Source organism: Sutcliffiella cohnii (assembly GCF_002250055.1).
GTDB classification, from domain to species: domain Bacteria; phylum Bacillota; class Bacilli; order Bacillales; family Bacillaceae_I; genus Sutcliffiella; species Sutcliffiella cohnii.
Map to the genome: position 1 here is coordinate 54,758 of NZ_CP018866.1, position 19,116 is coordinate 73,873.

General features: G+C 37.6%; 17 protein-coding genes. 10 read left to right on the forward strand and 7 right to left on the reverse strand.

Translation table 11 applies throughout. The features are described from left to right. Positions 1-373 precede the first annotated feature (373 nt). From gatC to gatB, 3 genes are read left to right on the forward strand one after another with little or no spacing between them, the layout of a single operon-like run. Complete coding sequence (gene gatC / locus BC6307_RS00225; protein WP_066416096.1) at positions 374-664, forward strand: Asp-tRNA(Asn)/Glu-tRNA(Gln) amidotransferase subunit GatC; 291 nt, start codon at positions 374-376, stop codon at positions 662-664. Between the two features lie 16 nt (positions 665-680). After that, positions 681-2,138 (forward strand): Asp-tRNA(Asn)/Glu-tRNA(Gln) amidotransferase subunit GatA, encoded by a 1,458-nt coding sequence (gene gatA, locus BC6307_RS00230; RefSeq protein ID WP_066416100.1) that lies wholly within the window; start codon positions 681-683, stop codon positions 2,136-2,138. A 13-nt stretch (positions 2,139-2,151) separates the two neighbouring features. Next, on the forward strand, positions 2,152-3,582 hold the full coding sequence (gene gatB / locus BC6307_RS00235) for an Asp-tRNA(Asn)/Glu-tRNA(Gln) amidotransferase subunit GatB (protein WP_066416103.1): 1,431 nt from the start codon (positions 2,152-2,154) through the stop codon (positions 3,580-3,582). Positions 3,583-3,622: 40 nt separating this feature from the next. On the opposite strand, the gene ptsG is transcribed toward gatB, so the two are convergent. Continuing rightward, positions 3,623-5,680: a glucose-specific PTS transporter subunit IIBC gene (gene ptsG / locus BC6307_RS00240; protein WP_084380423.1), complete on the reverse strand. Its 2,058-nt coding sequence runs from the start codon at positions 5,678-5,680 to the stop codon at positions 3,623-3,625. A gap of 204 nt (positions 5,681-5,884) precedes the next feature. Here ptsG and BC6307_RS00245 point away from each other — a divergent pair, with 204 nt between their 5' ends. From BC6307_RS00245 to rlmD, 5 genes are all read left to right on the forward strand, one after another. After that, positions 5,885-6,433: an NfeD family membrane protein gene (locus tag BC6307_RS00245; protein ID WP_066416106.1), complete on the forward strand. Its 549-nt coding sequence runs from the start codon at positions 5,885-5,887 to the stop codon at positions 6,431-6,433. Positions 6,434-6,449: 16 nt separating this feature from the next. Beyond that, entirely contained in the window at positions 6,450-7,982 is a 1,533-nt protein-coding gene (locus BC6307_RS00250) for a flotillin lipid rafts scaffold protein FloT (protein ID WP_066416109.1), read from the forward strand. A gap of 727 nt (positions 7,983-8,709) precedes the next feature. Continuing rightward, a complete protein-coding gene (locus tag BC6307_RS00255) occupies positions 8,710-9,615 on the forward strand; it encodes a diacylglycerol kinase (protein WP_066416112.1) in 906 nt (301 codons plus the stop codon). Positions 9,616-9,782: 167 nt separating this feature from the next. Next, complete coding sequence (locus tag BC6307_RS24610; RefSeq protein WP_169714860.1) at positions 9,783-9,956, forward strand: PLDc N-terminal domain-containing protein; 174 nt, start codon at positions 9,783-9,785, stop codon at positions 9,954-9,956. Positions 9,957-10,033: 77 nt separating this feature from the next. Beyond that, complete coding sequence (gene rlmD, locus BC6307_RS00260) at positions 10,034-11,410, forward strand: 23S rRNA (uracil(1939)-C(5))-methyltransferase RlmD (protein WP_066416115.1); 1,377 nt, start codon at positions 10,034-10,036, stop codon at positions 11,408-11,410. A gap of 46 nt (positions 11,411-11,456) precedes the next feature. On the opposite strand, the gene BC6307_RS00265 is transcribed toward rlmD, so the two are convergent. The 4 genes from BC6307_RS00265 to BC6307_RS00280 form a co-directional block, all read right to left on the reverse strand. After that, the gene (locus BC6307_RS00265; protein WP_066416116.1) at positions 11,457-12,587 is read right to left on the reverse strand and encodes an NADH-dependent flavin oxidoreductase; all 1,131 of its coding nucleotides are present in this window, start codon (positions 12,585-12,587) and stop codon (positions 11,457-11,459) included. 59 nt (positions 12,588-12,646) lie between these two features. Then, a complete protein-coding gene (locus BC6307_RS00270) occupies positions 12,647-13,189 on the reverse strand; it encodes an NADPH-dependent FMN reductase (RefSeq protein WP_066416118.1) in 543 nt (180 codons plus the stop codon). Between the two features lie 163 nt (positions 13,190-13,352). Further along, positions 13,353-14,108, reverse strand: coding sequence for an IclR family transcriptional regulator (locus BC6307_RS00275; protein WP_066416120.1), 756 nt, complete (start codon positions 14,106-14,108; stop codon positions 13,353-13,355). Between the two features lie 111 nt (positions 14,109-14,219). Next, a complete protein-coding gene (locus tag BC6307_RS00280; protein WP_066416123.1) occupies positions 14,220-14,528 on the reverse strand; it encodes a winged helix-turn-helix transcriptional regulator in 309 nt (102 codons plus the stop codon). A gap of 228 nt (positions 14,529-14,756) precedes the next feature. Here BC6307_RS00280 and BC6307_RS00285 point away from each other — a divergent pair, with 228 nt between their 5' ends. Together BC6307_RS00285 and BC6307_RS00290 are read left to right on the forward strand one after the other, a co-directional pair. Next, a complete protein-coding gene (locus tag BC6307_RS00285; RefSeq protein ID WP_066416126.1) occupies positions 14,757-15,608 on the forward strand; it encodes a VOC family protein in 852 nt (283 codons plus the stop codon). Positions 15,609-15,625: 17 nt separating this feature from the next. Continuing rightward, entirely contained in the window at positions 15,626-16,684 is a 1,059-nt protein-coding gene (locus BC6307_RS00290) for an LLM class flavin-dependent oxidoreductase (RefSeq protein ID WP_066416129.1), read from the forward strand. A 174-nt stretch (positions 16,685-16,858) separates the two neighbouring features. On the opposite strand, the gene BC6307_RS00295 is transcribed toward BC6307_RS00290, so the two are convergent. Both BC6307_RS00295 and BC6307_RS00300 read right to left on the reverse strand, forming a co-directional pair. Continuing rightward, positions 16,859-18,256: an ABC transporter substrate-binding protein gene (locus tag BC6307_RS00295; RefSeq protein WP_066416132.1), complete on the reverse strand. Its 1,398-nt coding sequence runs from the start codon at positions 18,254-18,256 to the stop codon at positions 16,859-16,861. A gap of 48 nt (positions 18,257-18,304) precedes the next feature. After that, complete coding sequence (locus BC6307_RS00300; protein ID WP_412766326.1) at positions 18,305-19,114, reverse strand: carbohydrate ABC transporter permease; 810 nt, start codon at positions 19,112-19,114, stop codon at positions 18,305-18,307. Positions 19,115-19,116 lie beyond the last annotated feature (2 nt).

A 19,116-nucleotide genomic window follows, 5' to 3' on the forward strand; every position in this document is an offset into this window, starting at 1 on the left:
CCGTTGCCATTATAAGGTTAAAGCTGAATTGTATTTTTTCTAAAGTAAAACTATTCAGAAAAATCAGACATGCTAATTCGCCTTGTTTTAGTATCCTATGCATTTTTTATTTTTATATGATTATCTGTTTTTGTTTGAATTATTATATAGATGAAAGCAGAGTAGGTAAATTCAAATTTGATTAATGTGATTTAGTATGAACGTATCGACAAAATTTTCAAATAAACGTAAATTATTCATTGAGTTAACGACCTATTTCACAAATCTTTTTCTTTCTATATTATTGTAGAACAACTGTAGCTTGAAGTAGGTAGTAAAAGTTTAGTATTATAAGTATATTGTGCAAGTCCGAAATTTTACGGAGGTGAAAGAAATGTCCCGTATTTCAAAAGATCAAGTAAAGCACGTAGCTCACTTAGCGCGTCTTGCGATAACGGAAGAAGAAGCAGAATTATTCACAAATCAGTTAGATTCTATTATTACGTTTGCTGAGCAATTAAATGAACTCGATACTGAAAATGTTCAGCCAACAACACACGTTTTACATATGAAAAATGTGTTGCGTGAAGATGTTCCGGCAAAAGGTCTTCCAGTCGAGGAAGTATTGAAAAATGCACCAGACCATAAAGATGGACAAGTACGCGTTCCATCTATATTAGAATAGTAAGGAGGGAAAAAAAGTGTCTTTATTCGACAAAAAGCTATCAGAACTACATAGTCTTTTACATAAGAAAGAAATTAGCGTTTCGGACTTAGTGGATGCGTCTTATAAACAAATTCACAATGTAGACGATAAAGTTCAAGCGTTCTTAACATTAGATGAAGAAAATGCACGTGCATATGCAAAACAATTAGATGAAACAATTGGGGTAGAGAAAGAACATGGATTATTGTTCGGACTTCCAATTGGTGTAAAAGATAACATCGTAACGAAAGGTATTCGTACTACTTGTGCGAGCAAAATCCTTGGGAACTTTGATCCGATTTACGATGCAACAGTTGTACAAAAACTACAAGCTGCCCAAACAGTTACAATTGGTAAATTAAACATGGATGAGTTTGCAATGGGTTCTTCAAACGAAAACTCAGCGTTTGCAGCAACTCGTAACCCGTGGGATTTAGATAGAGTGCCAGGTGGGTCAAGTGGTGGTTCTGCTGCTGCTGTAGCGGCAGGCGAAGTATTTTTCTCCCTAGGCTCTGATACAGGTGGTTCAATTCGTCAACCAGCTGCGTTTTGTGGAGTAGTTGGATTAAAGCCTACATACGGTCGTGTATCACGTTATGGGCTAGTTGCTTTTGCATCATCACTAGATCAAATTGGTCCGATTACAAGAACAGTAGAAGATAATGCGTACCTATTACAAGCTATTTCAGGATTAGACCCAATGGATTCCACTTCAGCGAATGCAGAGGTTCCAGATTTTCTTTCTAGCTTAACTGGAGACATTCAAGGGTTAAAAATTGCCGTACCAAAAGAGTATTTAGGTGAAGGGGTTAGCGAAGAAGTTCGTCAATCCGTATTAGATGCGTTAAAAGTGTTAGAAGCGCAAGGGGCAACGTGGGATGAAGTATCACTACCTCACTCAAAATATGCGCTTGCAACGTATTATTTACTTTCTTCGTCTGAAGCTTCAGCTAACTTAGCGCGCTTCGACGGTGTTCGTTACGGTTACCGTACGGACAATGCGAAAAATTTAATCGATATGTACAAGCAAACTCGTAGTGAAGGTTTTGGACCAGAAGTAAAACGTCGTATTATGTTAGGAACGTTTGCATTAAGCTCTGGTTACTACGATGCTTACTATATTAAAGCTCAAAAAGTAAGAACATTAATTAAAGAAGACTTCGAAAAAGTGTTTGAAAACTACGATGTGATCGTTGGACCAACAACTCCAACTCCCGCATTTAAAGTAGGAGAAAAAGTGAACGATCCGTTAACAATGTACGCAAACGATATTTTAACCATTCCAGTTAACTTAGCGGGAGTACCGGCTATTTCTGTACCAGGTGGATTTGTGAACGGCTTACCGGTTGGATTACAAATTATCGGAAAACACTTTGATGAAAGTACAATTTACCGTGTTGCCCATGCATTCGAGCAAGCAACAGACCATCATAAACAAAAACCACAATTGTAAGGGGTGAGACAAGATGAACTTTGAAACGATTATTGGACTTGAAGTACACGTAGAGTTAAAAACAAAATCAAAAATATTTTCTGCAAGCCCAACGGAATTCGGTGCAGATCCAAATACACAAACAAGTGTTATTGATTTAGGTTACCCTGGTGTACTACCTGTATTAAATAAACAAGCAGTTGAGTTCGCAATGAAAGCTGCAATGGCGTTAAACTGTGAAGTCGCTACAGATACGAAATTTGACCGTAAAAACTATTTCTATCCAGACAACCCGAAAGCTTACCAAATCTCTCAATTCGATAAGCCAATTGGTGAAAATGGTTGGATTGAAATCGAAGTAAATGGTAAGAAAAAACGCATCGGAATCACTCGTCTTCATTTAGAAGAAGATGCTGGTAAATTAATGCATAGTGGAGATGGTTATTCACTTGTTGACTTTAACCGCCAAGGAACACCGTTAATTGAAATCGTATCAGAACCAGATATGCGTACGCCAGAAGAGGCTTATGCGTACTTAGAAAAATTAAAATCCATCATCCAATATACAGGTGTATCTGATTGTAAGATGGAGGAAGGTTCCCTTCGTTGTGATGCCAATATTTCATTACGTCCTGTTGGACAGGAGAAGTTTGGTACGAAAACAGAGCTGAAGAACTTAAACTCCTTCAACTTTGTTCAAAAAGGTTTAGAATTCGAAGAAAAACGTCAAGAAAAAGTATTACTGTCAGGTGGAATTATTCAGCAAGAAACTCGACGATATGACGAATCTTCTAAACAAACAATATTAATGCGTGTAAAAGAAGGCTCTGACGATTATCGTTACTTCCCAGAACCAGATTTAGTTGCATTACATATTGATGACGAATGGAAAGAAAGAGTGCGTGCTTCTATCCCAGCATTACCGGACGTACGTAAAAAGCGCTACGTAGAAGAATTAGGGCTACCAGCGTATGATGCGCACGTATTAACACTTTCGAAGGAAATGTCTGATTTCTTTGATGCGACAGTTCATACTGGTGCAGATGCGAAATTAGCATCAAACTGGTTGATGGGTGAAGTATCGGCCTACTTAAATGCTGAGCAAAAAGAATTAGAAGAAACGGCTCTAACACCAGAAGGATTAGCTGGTATGATTAAGCTTCTTCAAAATGGAACGATTTCTAGTAAAATTGCGAAGAAAGTATTCAAAGAGTTAATTGAAAAAGGCGGAGACGCAGAAAAGATTGTAAAAGATAAAGGACTCGTGCAAATTTCTGACGAAGGCACGCTTCGTAAAATCGTAACAGAAATTTTAGATGCGAACCAACAATCGATTGAAGACTACAAAAATGGTAAGGACCGTGCAGTTGGCTTCTTAGTTGGACAAATTATGAAGGCGACGAAAGGTCAAGCGAATCCACCACTTGTAAATAAATTATTGTTAGAAGAAATACAAAAACGTTAAATAAAAAAAGCACCGAACCAAAATTGGAACGGTGCTTTTTTTATCCTTTTGTTATCGATAAAATACTTTCTTCTTTCAATGAGACAGCTCCATGTTTTTTTACTTTTAAGCCTTCATTATCCTCTAAATTTGTAAAAATAATAGGTGTTAAAATAGAAGGGGCATTTTGCTTTACGAAAGAAAGGTCGAACTTTACAAGTTGTTGACCTTTTGAAACAGTGTCCCCTTGTGCAACAAATGCTTCAAACCCTTCTCCTTTTAAATTAACAGTATCAATTCCGATATGAATGAGTATTTCATGACCACTGTTCGATAAAATACCAATTGCGTGCTTCGTTGGGAATAAATTAACGATTTTACCGTCAACAGGAGAAACAACTGTACCTTCACTTGGTAAAATAGCAAACCCATCTCCCATTAACTTTTGAGAAAACACTTGATCTGGTACTTCTTCTAACGGCATTATTTCACCTGCAATCGGAGAAATAAAATCTTCTTCAGCAGAATCGGTTTGTAAAGCATCTGGATTTATTTCTTCAATTTGTTGTTCTACTTCTCTTTCTGGTACAGTTTTCGCTGGACGTGGAGTTTTTCCATCCATAATATCTTTCATTTGCGATTTTAACGTATCAGACTTAGGACCAAAAATAGCTTGAATATTGTTACCAACTTCCAGTACTCCAGCAGCGCCGAGTTTTTTTAGTCGATTTTTATCTACTTGGCCAATATCGTTGACGGATACTCTTAGCCGCGTAATACAAGCATCTAAATGGGCGATATTCTCTTTTCCACCCATCGCATCTAGCACATTATGTGGCAGTTCACCAGCTGTAGCAGGAGTGCCACCATCATCGTCTTCACTTACATCTTCTCTACCAGGTGTTGCTAAATTAAACTTCCGTATAGCAAAGCGGAACCCAAAATAGTAAATGAGTGAAAATACTAAACCAACCGGTATCACTAGCCACCAATCTGTTCTGTTTGGCACAATACCGAACAAAATGTAGTCTATCACTCCACCAGAGAATGTCATCCCAATTTTCACGTTCAAAATATGCATTACCATAAACGATAAACCAGCAAAAACGGTATGAATCGCAAATAATATTGGTGCAACGAAAAGGAAGGAGAACTCTATAGGCTCTGTTATTCCTGTTAAGAAGGACGTAAGAGCAGCAGACGCCATTATTCCACCAACAACTTTCTTCTTTTCAGGACGCGCTTCATGGTATATTGCAAGTGCTGCGGCAGGTAGACCGAACATCATGAACGGGAACTTACCTGTCATAAACGTTCCTGCTGTTAATTGAGAGCCTTCGCGTATTTGCTCAAAAAAGATACGTTGATCTCCACGAATGATATTGCCAGCTTCATTTGTATACGAACCAAATTCAAACCAAAACGGTGAATAAAAAATATGATGTAAGCCGAAAGGAATTAGGGCCCGTTCAATAACACCGAATATGAAAGCAGAAAGAGTTAAGTTAGTATGAATCATACTTTCAGATAATGTATTTAAGCCAATTTGGATTGGTGGCCATAGAAAAGTCATAAGTAATCCTAAAATTAGCGCAGAGGCAGCAGTTACAATTGGTACAAATCGTTTCCCAGCAAAAAAGCCTAAATACGATGGGAGTTCAATATTATAGAATTTATTGTACATATATGCACCGAGAATCCCGACGATAATACCTCCGAAAACGCCAGTTTGTAATGTATTAACCCCTAGTACGTTTGCATATGCGGGGTCGTCAATCATCGCATCGGTTACACCAATTACGACACCCATCGTCGCGTTCATTATTAAGTAACCGATAATGGCAGCCAAGGCAGCAACCCCTTCGCCACCAGCAAGCCCGACAGCGACTCCAACAGCGAACAGTACAGGGAGGTTATCAAAAACGACCCCTCCTGATGCATCCATTACTTCGGCAACTCGTTGAATCCAACTAGCACCGAGAAAAGGAGCTAATTCTAGAAGGTTTTCTTGCCGTAACGCATTACCTAGCGCTAAAAGAATACCTGCAGCTGGAAGGAGCGCAACAGGAAGCATTAACGCTTTCCCTACTTTTTGTAAAACACCAAAAATCCTCTTCAAAGCGATTTCCTCCTAACGTTCTAATTTCTTATTAAAATTCCCAATCATATGTTCTTTATGAAATTATTTTTTGAAAGAATGAAACTTAGTTGCAACAAAATCGTATAAAAAGTAAAAGAATATATTAAATTTTTTAACAGCTTTAGTATAATAAGGAAAGTAGGGTGTAAGGATGTAATCAAACTGATGTAGAGGAAGATGCGTATGACGTTATTTGGAGTAGATATGATGACGCTTTATTTATGGGGTTTGGTCATTTTTGGTTGCCTAACACTTCTTTATATTTTGTTAGGTGATGTATTGGATGGGATATTTGATGTGGTAGACGCAGGGCCACTGAACCCGACTGTCATTTTATCCTTTTTTACCATTTTTTCTGCAAGTGGATATATTTTAGAGAAATTTTTCGGTGTGGAAAGCGTCGTTGCACTAATTATCTCTTCTCTATTTTCACTATTAGCAGTGGCACTTTTATACTTGTTCGTTTTAGTCCCATTAAAGTCAGCAGAAACATCGCTCGGTTACTCTGATGAGGATTTAAAAGGAAAAGTAGCAAAAGTAATTATTTCGATCCCTAGAGACGGGTTCGGTGAAATTGTGTTAACGATCGGTGGTAGTACTGTTTCTCGTTCCGCGCAAAGCTATTATAATGAAGAAATTGCCTACGAGACAGAAGTGCTTATTATCGATGTAAACAAAGGAGTAGTTTTCGTTACTCCATATAATGAATTTATCGAAAAAAATCAACAGTAAACGGGGAGGTATTTTAATGTTAGGAGAAATGGCAATTATTATTGGTATTGTAGTCTTTTTAGTCTTAGCTCTTATTGGTGTATTTGTAGCACGTTACAAAACAGTAGGACCAGATGAAGCATTAATCGTAACTGGTAGCTACTTAGGTGGAAAAAATGTGCATGTCGATGAAGCTGGTAACAAAATTAAAATTGTGCGCGGTGGCGGTGCGTTTATCGTACCTGTTTTCCAACAAGCGGAGCCGTTAAGCTTACTATCTATTAAATTAGATGTAAAAACACCAGAAGTTTATACTGAACAAGGTGTTCCGGTAATGGCGGATGGAACGGCAATTATTAAAATTGGAAACTCTATCGGTGATATCGCGACAGCAGCGGAACAATTTTTAGGAAAAAGAAAAGAAGATTTAGAGAATGAAGCTCGTGAAGTATTAGAAGGTCATTTACGCTCTATTCTCGGATCCATGACAGTAGAAGAAATTTATAAAAACCGTGAGAAGTTCTCGCAAGAAGTACAACGTGTTGCATCTCAAGATTTAGCGAAAATGGGTCTTATTATCGTTTCCTTCACGATTAAAGATGTTCGTGATAATAACGGCTATTTAGAGTCACTAGGTAGACCGCGTATTGCACAAGTAAAGCGTGATGCAGACATTGCGACTGCAGAGGCGGACAAAGAAACACGTATTAAACGTGCGGAAGCGGCAAAAGATGCGCAACGTGCGGAACTAGAGCGCGCAACAGAAATTGCGGAAGCAGAAAAAGTGAATCAATTAAAAGTAGCGGAATATCGTCGTGAACAAGATATCGCAAAAGCTCGTGCTGACCAAGCGTACCATCTAGAGGAAGCGAGAGCGCGACAAGAAGTTACAGAGCATCAAATGCAAATTCAAATTATTGAGCGTCAAAAACAAATTGAGTTAGAAGAGAAAGAAATTTTACGTCGTGAGCGCCAATATGACTCCGAAGTGAAGAAAAAAGCCGATGCAGACCGTTACTCTGTTGAGCAAGCAGCAGCAGCGGAAAAAGCTCGTCAAATGGCAGAGGCAGATGCGAACAAATACCGTATCGAGGCAATGGCAAAAGCGGAAGCGGAAAAAGTTCGTATCGATGGTGTTGCAAAAGCAGATGCGGAAAGAGCACAAGGGGAAGCAGAAGCAGAAGTTATCCGTCTGAAAGGTTTAGCAGAAGCAGAAGCGAAAGAAAAGATTGCAGAAGCATTCGAGCAATTCGGTCAAGCGGCTATTTTAGACATGATTATCAAAATGCTTCCTGAATACGCGAAGCAAATCGCAAGCCCACTTAGCAACATTGATAAAATTACAGTTGTGGATACTGGCAGCAGCGGTGAAAACGGCGGAGCTAACAAAGTAACAGGTTATGCAACAAACTTAATGTCTACTTTGCAAGAATCACTAAAAGCTTCTTCCGGCATTGACGTAAAAGAACTAATTGAAAACTTCTCTGGTAAAGCAAACGTACGCGGTAGTATCGATGCGCTAACAGATGAAATTGCATCATCAAAATCAGAGTCAAGTCCACAAGAATAATAGATTTATAGACCCCTAGCTGATTTTAGCTGGGGGTTATTAATGTTTTTTTACATGGGGTTTATGTTAATGGAAAGCAGATCGTAGGAATTGATAGGGTATCAGGATGTGTACTCTATTCTATACAGAGTAAGTCGTACTATTGTGTAAAATGTATATTGGAATCAAGTACGTTATTCCAAAATTTTCTCAAATAACGATTGTTACTAGTAATAAGGTGGTACCCAATTGATTTTATATTAGAAATTAAGTACAGTCGTTTGCACGTTTTATCGAAAAATGTCACTTTTTAAATTAATTACTTATTTAAAATAATTATAAAGAGGGATTGATTTTCCTTTAATAAATGTTATCATAGAATTTATACAACTATTCTATCCTCTTTGAAAAAACCTCGAAATATACTATAAAGGAGTCCGTTATGAAACCTATCAAAACTTGCCCAATATGTAAAACAGTCATTAAGCAATTAAAGCATAGTACAATATGTGGTTGTGGAAATAAAATTACACTGAAAAAAGTAGGATAAAAGACCTTTGCAGCTGATGTGAAGGTTTTTTGTTTTATAAAAGCTAAAATGTATGAATAACTAGGTAAATAGTCTATTTCTTGCTTAAAAATTGATTCGTTATTAAGATTAAGCTAATATGTAAATGAAAAGGTAGAAAATTTTACCTTATACTTTGTGAAAAAACCTTAAACTAATTAATTAAGGATGTTGATTAATATGAAACGTGCCAGAATAATATACAATCCAACGTCTGGTAGAGAAGTTTTTAAAAAATATTTGCCTGAAGTATTAGTAATATTAGAAAAAGCAGGATATGAAACGTCATGTCATGCAACGACAGAAGCAGGGGATGCGACGAAGGCTGCTCGTCATGCAGCTGAAAGAGAGTTCGACCTAGTCGTTGCTGCAGGTGGGGATGGAACGATTAATGAGGTCGTAAATGGACTTGCAGAGCAATCGTATCGGCCAAAGCTTGGCATTATCCCAGTAGGTACGACGAATGATTTTGCTCGTGCGTTAGATATCCCAAGAGATGATATTTTAGAGGCAGCTAGAGTAATTGCCAACGGTGTACCAATGCCAATTGATATCGGAAAAGTAAACGATATGTTTTTTGTGAACATTGCCGGTGGAGGGAAGCTTACAGAATTAACATATGAAGTACCAAGTAAGTTAAAAACTGTTATAGGGCAGCTAGCATACTATTTAAAAGGAATAGAAATGCTACCTTCCATTCGTCCATCTGACGTACGTATTGAATACGACGGTAAAGTATTTGAAGGAGAGATTATGTTATTCCTCGTTAGTTTAACGAATTCGGTAGGAGGCTTTGAAAAGCTAGCGCCAGATTCATGCTTAAACGATGGAATGTTTGATTTACTTATATTAAAAAAGGTGAATATAGCAGACTTTATTAAAGTAGCCTCACTTGCTTTACGGGGTGAACATATTAAAGATCCGCACATCATTTATACGAAAGCAAATCGAGTGAAAGTAAATACGAAAGAAAAGATGCAACTTAATTTAGATGGAGAATATGGTGGTCTCCTACCAGGAGAATTCGTCAATTTATATCGCCATTTTGACATTATGGTGTCAAAAGAACGTGCAGAAAAGGAATAGGGCTTAATAAGAGCTCTATTTTTTTTACATTCAAGCAAACGTGTTTTATTGTGAGAGCATAATTGATAGTTGAATAAAAATGAAATATTTATTAGAAAGAAACTTTTATCAGAATTTTTCGTAAATATAGTAAGGGGGAATAGAATATATAACAGGAGGGGTTAAGCATGGAGATATTTTTTTTCTTATGGTGGTTAATCGGGATCGTTGCACTCATTTGGGTATATAGTGACGCAAGAGATAAAAGAGGAACAAATATTGGGTGTTTATGGGCGCTAATTGTATTTTTACTAGGACCGCTCGGATTTATTGCCTATTTATTTGTTAGAAATGCGGATTAGGATAATGGAAAACTGGTATGGAATACTAATGCTATGATACAATCGGAGAAGCAATTTAGGAAGAAGGAAGAGACTGTATGAATGCATTAAAACCGCCAGTGCAAAAGAATGAATATTATGATGTTGCCTTTGAAGATATGACTCATGATGGAGCTGGGGTAGCTAAAATTAATGGCTATCCTATCTTTGTGTCCAATGCTTTACCAGATGAAAAGGCAAAAATAAAAATAATAAAAGTAAACAAAGGATATGCTATCGGTCGTTTAATCGAATTACAAAAGGAAAGTGACTATCGAGTAGATGCTCCTTGCCCGATCTATAAACAATGTGGTGGATGTCAACTGCAGCATTTAACGTATGAAGGTCAACTGTTGGCGAAGCGAAAGCAGGTCCAAGGTGTGATGGAACGGATAGGGAAACTACAAGGGGTTCCTGTACATCCTGTGCTTGGAATGGCAGAGCCGTGGCGCTATCGAAATAAAGCACAAGTTCCGATTGGTGAACGGGAAGGTGGACTTGTTGCAGGATTTTATCAACAGCGAAGCCATGAAATTATCGATATGAAAGAATGCATGATTCAGCAAGAAACGAACGATACAGTTGTTCAAACAGTTCGAGCTATTTGTGAAAAATACGGTGTAAGAGCATACGATGAAAAGAAGCATAAAGGAACTCTACGACATGTAATGTCTCGCTACGGACTTGTAACAAACGAAACGATGGTTGTACTTATTACGAGAACGGAAGAATTACCGAATAAAAAGAAAATCGTTGAGGAGATTGTTGCTGCATTACCTGGGGTAAAATCTATTGTGCAAAACGTTAATCAAAAGAAAACGAACGTTATTTTCGGAGATAAGACAACGGTACTTTGGGGAGAAGAGTACATTTACGATTATATCGGCGACATAAAATTTGCAATTTCGGCACGTTCTTTTTATCAAGTAAATCCTGAGCAAACGAAAGTATTATATGATACAGCGTTAAACTATGCGGAATTAACTGGTGAAGAAACGGTGATGGATGCGTACTGTGGGATTGGAACAATTACGTTATTCCTAGCCCAAAAAGCAAAAAAAGTGTACGGAGTAGAAATTGTCCCAGAAGCTATTGATGATGCCCGCCGTAACGCTGAATTAAATGAGATAGACAACGCAGAGTTTGAAGTGGGAGAAGCGGAAGTTGTTATTCCAAACTGGTACAAGCAAGGTATTAAAGCTGACGTTATTGTTGTGGATCCACCGAGAAAAGGGTGTGATGAGGCGTTGCTGAATACAATAATCGATATGAAGCCTAAGAAGGTTGTATATGTATCGTGTAACCCTGCAACGTTAGCTCGTGACTTACGTGTATTAGAAGACGGTGGATATAAGACGGTAGAAATACAACCAGTAGATATGTTCCCACATACGGCGCATTGTGAAGCAGTTGCGAAGTTAGAGTTGAAAATGTAGGTATATTACTAGAAAATGTGTGGACGAGGGAATACCTCGTCCACTTTTATCGTACTACTGGGAACCAACCTTGAACTTCTAAAATGAGTTTCCATAAAGGTGTTGGGATAACTGCTTTTTGTTGGTCGTTTTCTGTTAAGTGATGAATAATTGTTTCTTCCTTGTTAGATTTAACTTTTTCAACCCAATGAGGATCAACGACTAATGCACGACCGAGTGAAACAAAGTCTGTTTTCCCTTTGTCTAATACAAGTGCGGCTTCAGCTGGTGTATGAATATTTCCAACACCAATGTATGGCACGCGTCCGTTAATGTATTCTGCAATTATTTCCGTACGGGATTTTTCACTAACAATTCCTCTACGCGGTTGAGCCCAAGCCTCTGTTGTAGCCATATGAATATAATCAATATTTGCGTTCATTAATTCATCTAGCAACTCGAACGTTTCCCTCATCGTAATCCCAGGTGTTTCTGGCTCTTCGGGTGAAAAACGATAACCAATTAAAAACGGTTTTGTTGCATGTTCACTAATCACTCGCTTCACTTCATCAATAAGTTTTATTGCAAATAAATATCTATTTTGGAACTCATCTTTTCGTTGATTCGAATGAGGTGAGACAAACTGCTGTAATAAATATCCTGTTGCACCGTGCAATTCCACTCCGTCAAATCCGGCTTCGATCGAACGGCGTGTTGCTTCACCAAACTCTTTAATAATCTCATAAACTTCTTCTGTCGTTAACGCTCTCGGTGTATGCTCAACGCTATAAAATCCACGGTCTCCAAGAGGGGTAACAGCACTTGCACTAACCGTTTCTCCATTTGGAAGTAGTCTAGGAACTGCTAAGCGGCCACCATGGTATAGTTGGACAACTACTTTTGCCCCTCCCTCGTGGATAACTTTCGCCAATTTTGAAAGTCCTTCAATAGTTCCATCATGATCAATACCCATTTGACCGTCGAAACCTTTTCCACCTTTCGAAACATATGCACAGGCAGTAATGATTGTGCCGACACCATTAGCACGTTCCTTATAGTAGTTAAGCTCATCCTCGGAAACATAGTCATTCTCATCTGCAGAAAAAGTCGTCATCGGCGCCATCATGAAACGGTTTCTAACATTAACACCACTTTTAAATGTATAGTCTTGAAATAATTTTTGATAATTTGCCTCCATATTTCTATTCTCCTCTTTTTAAAAACACCTCTTCAAAAAGCTTGAAGAGGTGCTTCACTTTATACGTACTGCTTCATCCAGTCTTGGAAGTTAGAGATAACACCATCTAAAAATGCGATAGTAGCGTTATCTGTTAAGTTTCCATCTGCATCAAACTTTTCATGTACTGCCCCTACATAAACTTCGTTTCCGCCAAGTACTGGAGAATTTAATCCACTAGCAAATAGAATGTCGCGAAGGTGCATTTGTGCTTTTACGCTTCCTAAAATCCCCATAGAAGATCCCATGATAATGGACGGTTTACCATTCATAACTTTTTCTACTCGGCTTAACCAGTCGATTGCATTACCTAATACTCCAGGAATAGAAGAGTTATATTCAGGTGTTACCCATAGAACAGCGTCTGCTTCTTTTACTTTCTTTTTAAAGTTAAGAACTTCTTGTGGAGCCTCTAATTCAATATCTTGGTTATACATTGGAAGTGGACCTAAATCTAAAATCTCCAATTCAAATTGATGCTTATAACGATTTTGGATATGTTTTGCTAGTTGTAAATTATATGAGTCTTTACGAATACTTCCTACAATTGCTACTACTTTCATTAATGTTAACCTCCAAATGTTTTTTTTTTTGAGATTTATTGTGCACTCGCTAGGAGTAACACTACTGGGTGAATCTCGTTCTTCAAAAAGTATAGATGCTTAAGTTTTTTTAATCAAAATATGATGAATGGGTTTCATTATTTGAAACCAAATTAAATTTAGATTAATGAATACTTTCGATAGTTTCTATCTCTTTCGTAATGGCTTTACTACCTGCATGGAGTTTGGTGGCAATGTGCTTAATATTAGTACGGGAGATTTGGTCTGCTGGAGATGCAACAGCTAAAGCAGCAATGACCTTTTTATTGCGAAATACAGGTAAAGCTACGCAACGAATACCAACGATTCGTTCTTCATCATCAAAAGCATAGCCATCTTCCTGAATCGCTTTTAAATGATAACGAAATAGTTGTGAATCTTGAAATGTATTTTTTGTTGCGCGTTCCAACGACATTTGACCAAGTAAAGATTCTAACGACTCTTTTTCCATATGGGCCAATATAACCTTTCCTAAAGCTGATTGATGTAACTTGGAACGGTTGCCAATTTCTTCGTCTGCTGAGTTCAGGAATGGGGAATGTATCACTTGAGTCATAACTAGGTCCGTTCCGTCTACTTTTCCTAAATACGTACTCATTTGTAAGCTTTGCGCTACTTGATAGATAGAACGTAACGAAGCCCAATCTTTACTTGAACGGTCCCCTGCTTCTCCACTAAACATTTTAGGATTGAAAAAATATTGCGTTTGAATTTTATAAATATACTTCATTTCTTCTAACGTTGTTAAAAACCGAAAGGCGGTAGACTTACTTAGGTGAAGTTCTTTCATCACTCCTGCTAAAGTAATTCCCTCATGTTTTTTTACTAGTTCTAATACGAGAAGCCCTCTTTTTAATGTGGATAATTCATTTTGTGCCATTGTTTCACCTCAATATCTGACTTAAAAAAGTAAAAGGGGGAAGGGCTTTCCCGCCAATCAATCGATTATGGAAAACAGCTTCTTTTTTCTATAAATTAACGTTATTCGGTCTTATTTCATCCAGTCTTGAGACCAATTTTCGATAGAACTCAAAATTGGTTCCATTGAAAGTCCTTTTTCGGTTAAAGAGTATTCTATAATAACTGGTGTCACAGGAATCACTTCTCGTTTCACTATATCTTGCTTTTCTAACTCCTTTAAGCGATCTGATAGTACTTTTCCGCTTATGCCAATAGATGATTGAATTTCACTAAAGCGTTGTTTACCGTGTAATAATTGATAAACTACTAAAGCTGTCCATCTTTGACTTAGTAAGGAGATGGCTTTTTCAAACTTTGGACAGATTGTTGGCTGTGTCATTTCCATTCACCTCTTTAATACATAGAATAACACAAAAGTTAATTAAATTGTAAAATGAAAACTAGTAACTTGACAATATTTAGTTTAAATTATAAACTAAGTTACATAAAGTAACTTAATTATAAACATATCATGAATGTAATTAGGGAAAGTTATTTTAGGACTGTATACGTTCTTTTTATTAATTATTTAGAAAACAATTTTAATAAAGGGTAGGAGGAGTGAAAAATGAACTTCCATCGTAAACCAACAACATTTGTTAGTCATGTCAACATAAAAGTACAAAATTTAGTAAGGTCTTTACAGTTTTATCAAGAAATAATTGGGTTTCAAATATTAGAACAAACTTCGACAACAGCAAAACTTACTACAGATGGTAGAACAAATATTTTATCATTGGAACAACCTGAACATGTCATTCCAAAACAGGGAAGAACTACAGGGTTATATCATTTTGCCCTACTATTGCCTGAGAAAAAAGATTTAGCCGATATCGTTGTTCATTTATCAGAAAAAGGTGTTCGTTTCGGTTCATCAGATCATCTTGTAAGCGAAGCGTTATATTTACATGATCCGGATGGAAATGAAATCGAAATTTATATAGACAGAGAACCTTCAGAATGGAACTGGAATGGTGAAGAAGTAGCAATGGCAGTAGATCCGCTAGATTTTGAGAGATTATTAGAAAATAGAGTGCTGGGCCAATCATGGCAAGGGTTGCCCGAACGTACGTTAATGGGACATATTCACTTACACGTAGCAGAACTAAAGAAAACAGAAGAATTTTATGTGATGGGTCTTGGATTTGATGTGGTGAATCGTTTTGGTAGTCAAGCGTTATTCCTTTCAACTGGTAAATATCATCATCATATTGGTGTAAATACATGGAATGGAGTAGGGGCACCTAAGCCGCCAGAAAATAGTGTCGGTATGGAATCATATACCATTGTTTTGCCGCATGAAGAAGCTAGAAAGGAAACAGTAGCTAAGCTACAAAGTATTGGAGTAACAGTACTAGAAGAACAAGGTAGACTTTTTACTTACGATCCATCTGGAAATCGTATTGAGTTAGCTGTTTAGTAAGGGGGGAGAAACAGTTGTCTATAATAAAACAAAATGGATTTGAAGTAGGAATATACACACTCGCAGATTTAGGACCAAACCCTCATACAGGTAATACAATAAGTGCTAAACAAAGAATGGGCGAAATAATAGAGGCAGCTAAACTTGCAGATGAAATGGGCCTTGATGTTTTCGGAGTAGGGGAACATCACCGATTGGATTATGTTGTCTCTTCTCCCGCAGTAGTTTTATCTGCGATTGCATATGCAACAAACCGTATTAAATTAACGAGTGCTACAAGTGTATTAAGTACACTTGATCCAGTTAGGCTGTACGAGGATTTCGCCACTTTAGATATAATTTCCGATGGCCGTGCCGAAATTTTAGCTGGTCGTGGTGCATTTATTGAATCTTTCCCGCTTTTTGGGTACAACACGAACGATTATAATGAGCTTTTTAGTGAGCACTTGGATTTACTACTAAAATTAAATGAAAAGAAAAAAGTATCTTGGAATGGAAAGTTTCGTTCAGCGTTAAGAGATGCGGAAATCTCGCCTCGGGCAGTACAAAAGCAGTTACCAATTTGGCTTGGAGTTGGCGGGACACCTGAAAGTGCTGCTCGTGCTGGTAGGTTGGGACTCGGTATGGCCTTAGCGATATTAGGTGGAGATCCGCTGCGGTTTAAGCCACTCGTTGATATATATCGCCAAGCAGGATTGGAGGCTGGACATACGTCGGAGCAATTAAATGTTGGTGTAACAGGTCACACATTCCTAGCGCAAACAACTGAAAAGGCAAAGGATGAGTTTTATCCGTATTACTCTAATTATTGGAACTATGTGAATCGTCAACGTGGAATGGGAACTAAAATGTCAAGAGATGACTTTGAGTATGCTGCTAGCCCACAAACAGCATTGTTTGTCGGAAGCCCTGAACAAGTGGTGGAGAAAATTGTTCGTCAACATGAACTATATGGACATACACGTTTTCTAGCCCAAGTTGATATTGGTGGAATTCCGTTTGAAAGAGTAAAAGAAAATATAGAATTGTTAGCAACTGAAGTTAAGCCAATGTTAGAGAAAGCATTAAGGTAAAAATAAACGCATTTAAGAGCAAGTTGTAACGAAGAGAAACATACTGACTTCTATGCCTTCCTTAAAAGCGACTACTAATCAGATATGAGAGAAAGAGCCCAGAGAAAACGGGCTCTTTTTATCTATATATTTAAGAAAGATAAACTATCGGACGTAAGATCCTTTTCCACATGTTTAATTTCCGCGAGCTCTGTTTGCTTGCTCAATTGCTCGATTGAATTGTGCTACCGCGTCTGTATAGGTAGCATCAATATCCCCGCCATTATAAATTGTTTCAAGCGCAGACTCCATTACTTTACGGCCTTGAGGAAGCATATCCATTAACGCTCCTTGTGTTGCAAACGATGATTTAGTTGCTTGTAATTGTTCGACCGTAACACTTAATTGTGGCTTTTCTGCCCATGCATCTTTCACTACTTCTTCATTATAAGCATCTGGATTAATGGCGAAGTAACCTGTTCCAACGTGCCATTTAGCTTGAACTTCTGGAGTTTGTAAAAACTTCATGAATTCCCACGCAGCTTTTGTTTCTTCTTCTGGTTTTTCATCAATTAACCAAAGACTAGCTCCACCAATAACAACACCTGCACGCTCTTTGTTTTCTGGATGTGGAAGGAATGCAATACCTACTTCAAATGGTGCATTGTCAATTACATTTCTAGCACTTGCAGAAGATTGTAAAAACATAGCAACATCACCAGCTAAAAATCCTGCAACCATGTTATCGCCATTCGTTCCATAATTAGCAAAGGTCTCATCTTCTACCATGCGTTTTACCCATTCAAGAATAGACTTACCTTCCTCTTCTGTCCAACCAATTTCAGTTGGAGTGTCTGATCTACCGTTATCATTATTTAAAAGAAGAGCACCTTGATTTGCTAATAGTTGTTCCCACAACCAGCCATATGCTTGAAGGGCAAAACCTTTTATGCCATCATTTGCTTCAACGATTTTTTTACTCGCTTCTTCGATTGCTTCGTAAGTTGCTGGTGGTGTTTCGGGATCTAAACCAGCAGCTTCAAAAGCGTCTTTATTGTAATACATTACTGGCGTAGAGGAGTTGAAAGGCATCGAGTAAAATTTTCCATCTAATGAGTAATAATTGATGATATTCTCCTCTAATCCACTCATCTCATAACCGTCTGCATCAATAAGGTCTTGTATCGGAACGATATTCCCACTGTTAATCATCGACATAGTCCCAATTTCAAACGTTTGAATTATTGTTGGAGCGCTATTTGTTCCTGCTACCGCATTAAACTTTGTTAAAGATTCGTCATAGGAACCTTGATATTCTGCGTTTACTTGAATTTTGTCTTGAGATTCATTAAATTCATCAACAAGGCTATCTAATGCTTCTTGCAATCCTCCACCCATCGAATGCCAAAATGTCACAGTTTGCTTTTCTTCGTTTTCACTATCATTATTATTGTCTGTGCTTGAGTTGCTTGTCCCACTGTTTGAATTAGAGTTGTTGTTATTAGTGCTATTACTAGACGTAGAATCTCCGCCCGAACAAGCTGCTAATAATAGTACAATACCTAAAGCTAGAACCATCATGATTTTTTTCATTTTCTCTCCACCTTTTTTTAAAGTTTAATAGTATAGCTACGAAGGAACTTATTTAATAGCTCCTTCTGTTAAGCCTGATTGTAATTTCTTTTGACCGAAGAAAAGTAAGATTAATGTAGGGATAATTACAATGACAGCACCTGCCATAATCACACCCCATTCATTTAACTGTTCTTGAGTTTGCAATTGTTTTAAGCCAATTTGTACCGTTCTTACCGTATCGTTTGTTGTAGCTAAAAGTGGCCATAAGTACATGTTCCAAGATGTTAAAAAGCCGTATATGCCTAAGGTGATTAAACTTGTCCTCGAAACAGGAAGGACGACCGTAAGATAAAACTTAAAATCTCCAATACCGGCAATTTGGCTAGCTTCCTTTAACTCTTTAGGAATTTGCTTGAAGTTTTGTCGTAATAAAAAGGTTCCAAAAGCTGTTGCGAAAAATGGAACAGCTAGACCAGGATACGTATCAATCCAACCTAAATCACGGATAATATGAAAATTTGGAATAACTGACGCTTCAAATGGTACCATCATCGTAGCGATAAATAGGTAGAATAAGAGGTCTCTACCTTTGAATTCTAGAAAAACAAAAGCATAAGCGGCTAGGCTTGCTAAAAGTAGTTGTCCTAGCGTAATGACGATAGAAACGACAAAACTATTAAATAAATATTGGACTAATGGAAATTGGCTAAAGGCTTTCGAGTAATTATCAAACGTTAATGTTGATGGTAGACTTCCAGTTAAAATATCTTGGTTCGTCATAAAGCTCATTCCAATTGCCATAACCGCTGGGCCTGCTATAAGAAAGGCGGAAAAGATTAGCAATACATAAAAAATGGCCTTTTTAGTAATGGACATCA

Bases quoted from the DNA above. Each gene is read 5' to 3' on its own strand.
- BC6307_RS00250 (WP_066416109.1), top strand. From the start codon at position 6,450: ATGTTAGGAGAAATGGCAATTATTATTGGTATTGTAGTCTTTTTAGTC.
- BC6307_RS00275 (WP_066416120.1), bottom strand. From the start codon at position 14,108: ATGGCACAAAATGAATTATCCACATTAAAAAGAGGGCTTCTCGTATTA.
- BC6307_RS00245 (WP_066416106.1), top strand. From the start codon at position 5,885: ATGACGTTATTTGGAGTAGATATGATGACGCTTTATTTATGGGGTTTG.
- BC6307_RS00265 (WP_066416116.1), bottom strand. From the start codon at position 12,587: ATGGAGGCAAATTATCAAAAATTATTTCAAGACTATACATTTAAAAGT.
- BC6307_RS00295 (WP_066416132.1), bottom strand. From the start codon at position 18,256: ATGAAAAAAATCATGATGGTTCTAGCTTTAGGTATTGTACTATTATTA.
- BC6307_RS00280 (WP_066416123.1), bottom strand. From the start codon at position 14,528: ATGACACAGCCAACAATCTGTCCAAAGTTTGAAAAAGCCATCTCCTTA.
- gatB (WP_066416103.1), top strand. From the start codon at position 2,152: ATGAACTTTGAAACGATTATTGGACTTGAAGTACACGTAGAGTTAAAA.
- BC6307_RS00300 (WP_412766326.1), bottom strand. From the start codon at position 19,114: ATGTCCATTACTAAAAAGGCCATTTTTTATGTATTGCTAATCTTTTCC.
- BC6307_RS00255 (WP_066416112.1), top strand. From the start codon at position 8,710: ATGAAACGTGCCAGAATAATATACAATCCAACGTCTGGTAGAGAAGTT.
- BC6307_RS00270 (WP_066416118.1), bottom strand. From the start codon at position 13,189: ATGAAAGTAGTAGCAATTGTAGGAAGTATTCGTAAAGACTCATATAAT.
- BC6307_RS24610 (WP_169714860.1), top strand. From the start codon at position 9,783: ATGGAGATATTTTTTTTCTTATGGTGGTTAATCGGGATCGTTGCACTC.
- gatC (WP_066416096.1), top strand. From the start codon at position 374: ATGTCCCGTATTTCAAAAGATCAAGTAAAGCACGTAGCTCACTTAGCG.
- BC6307_RS00285 (WP_066416126.1), top strand. From the start codon at position 14,757: ATGAACTTCCATCGTAAACCAACAACATTTGTTAGTCATGTCAACATA.
- rlmD (WP_066416115.1), top strand. From the start codon at position 10,034: ATGAATGCATTAAAACCGCCAGTGCAAAAGAATGAATATTATGATGTT.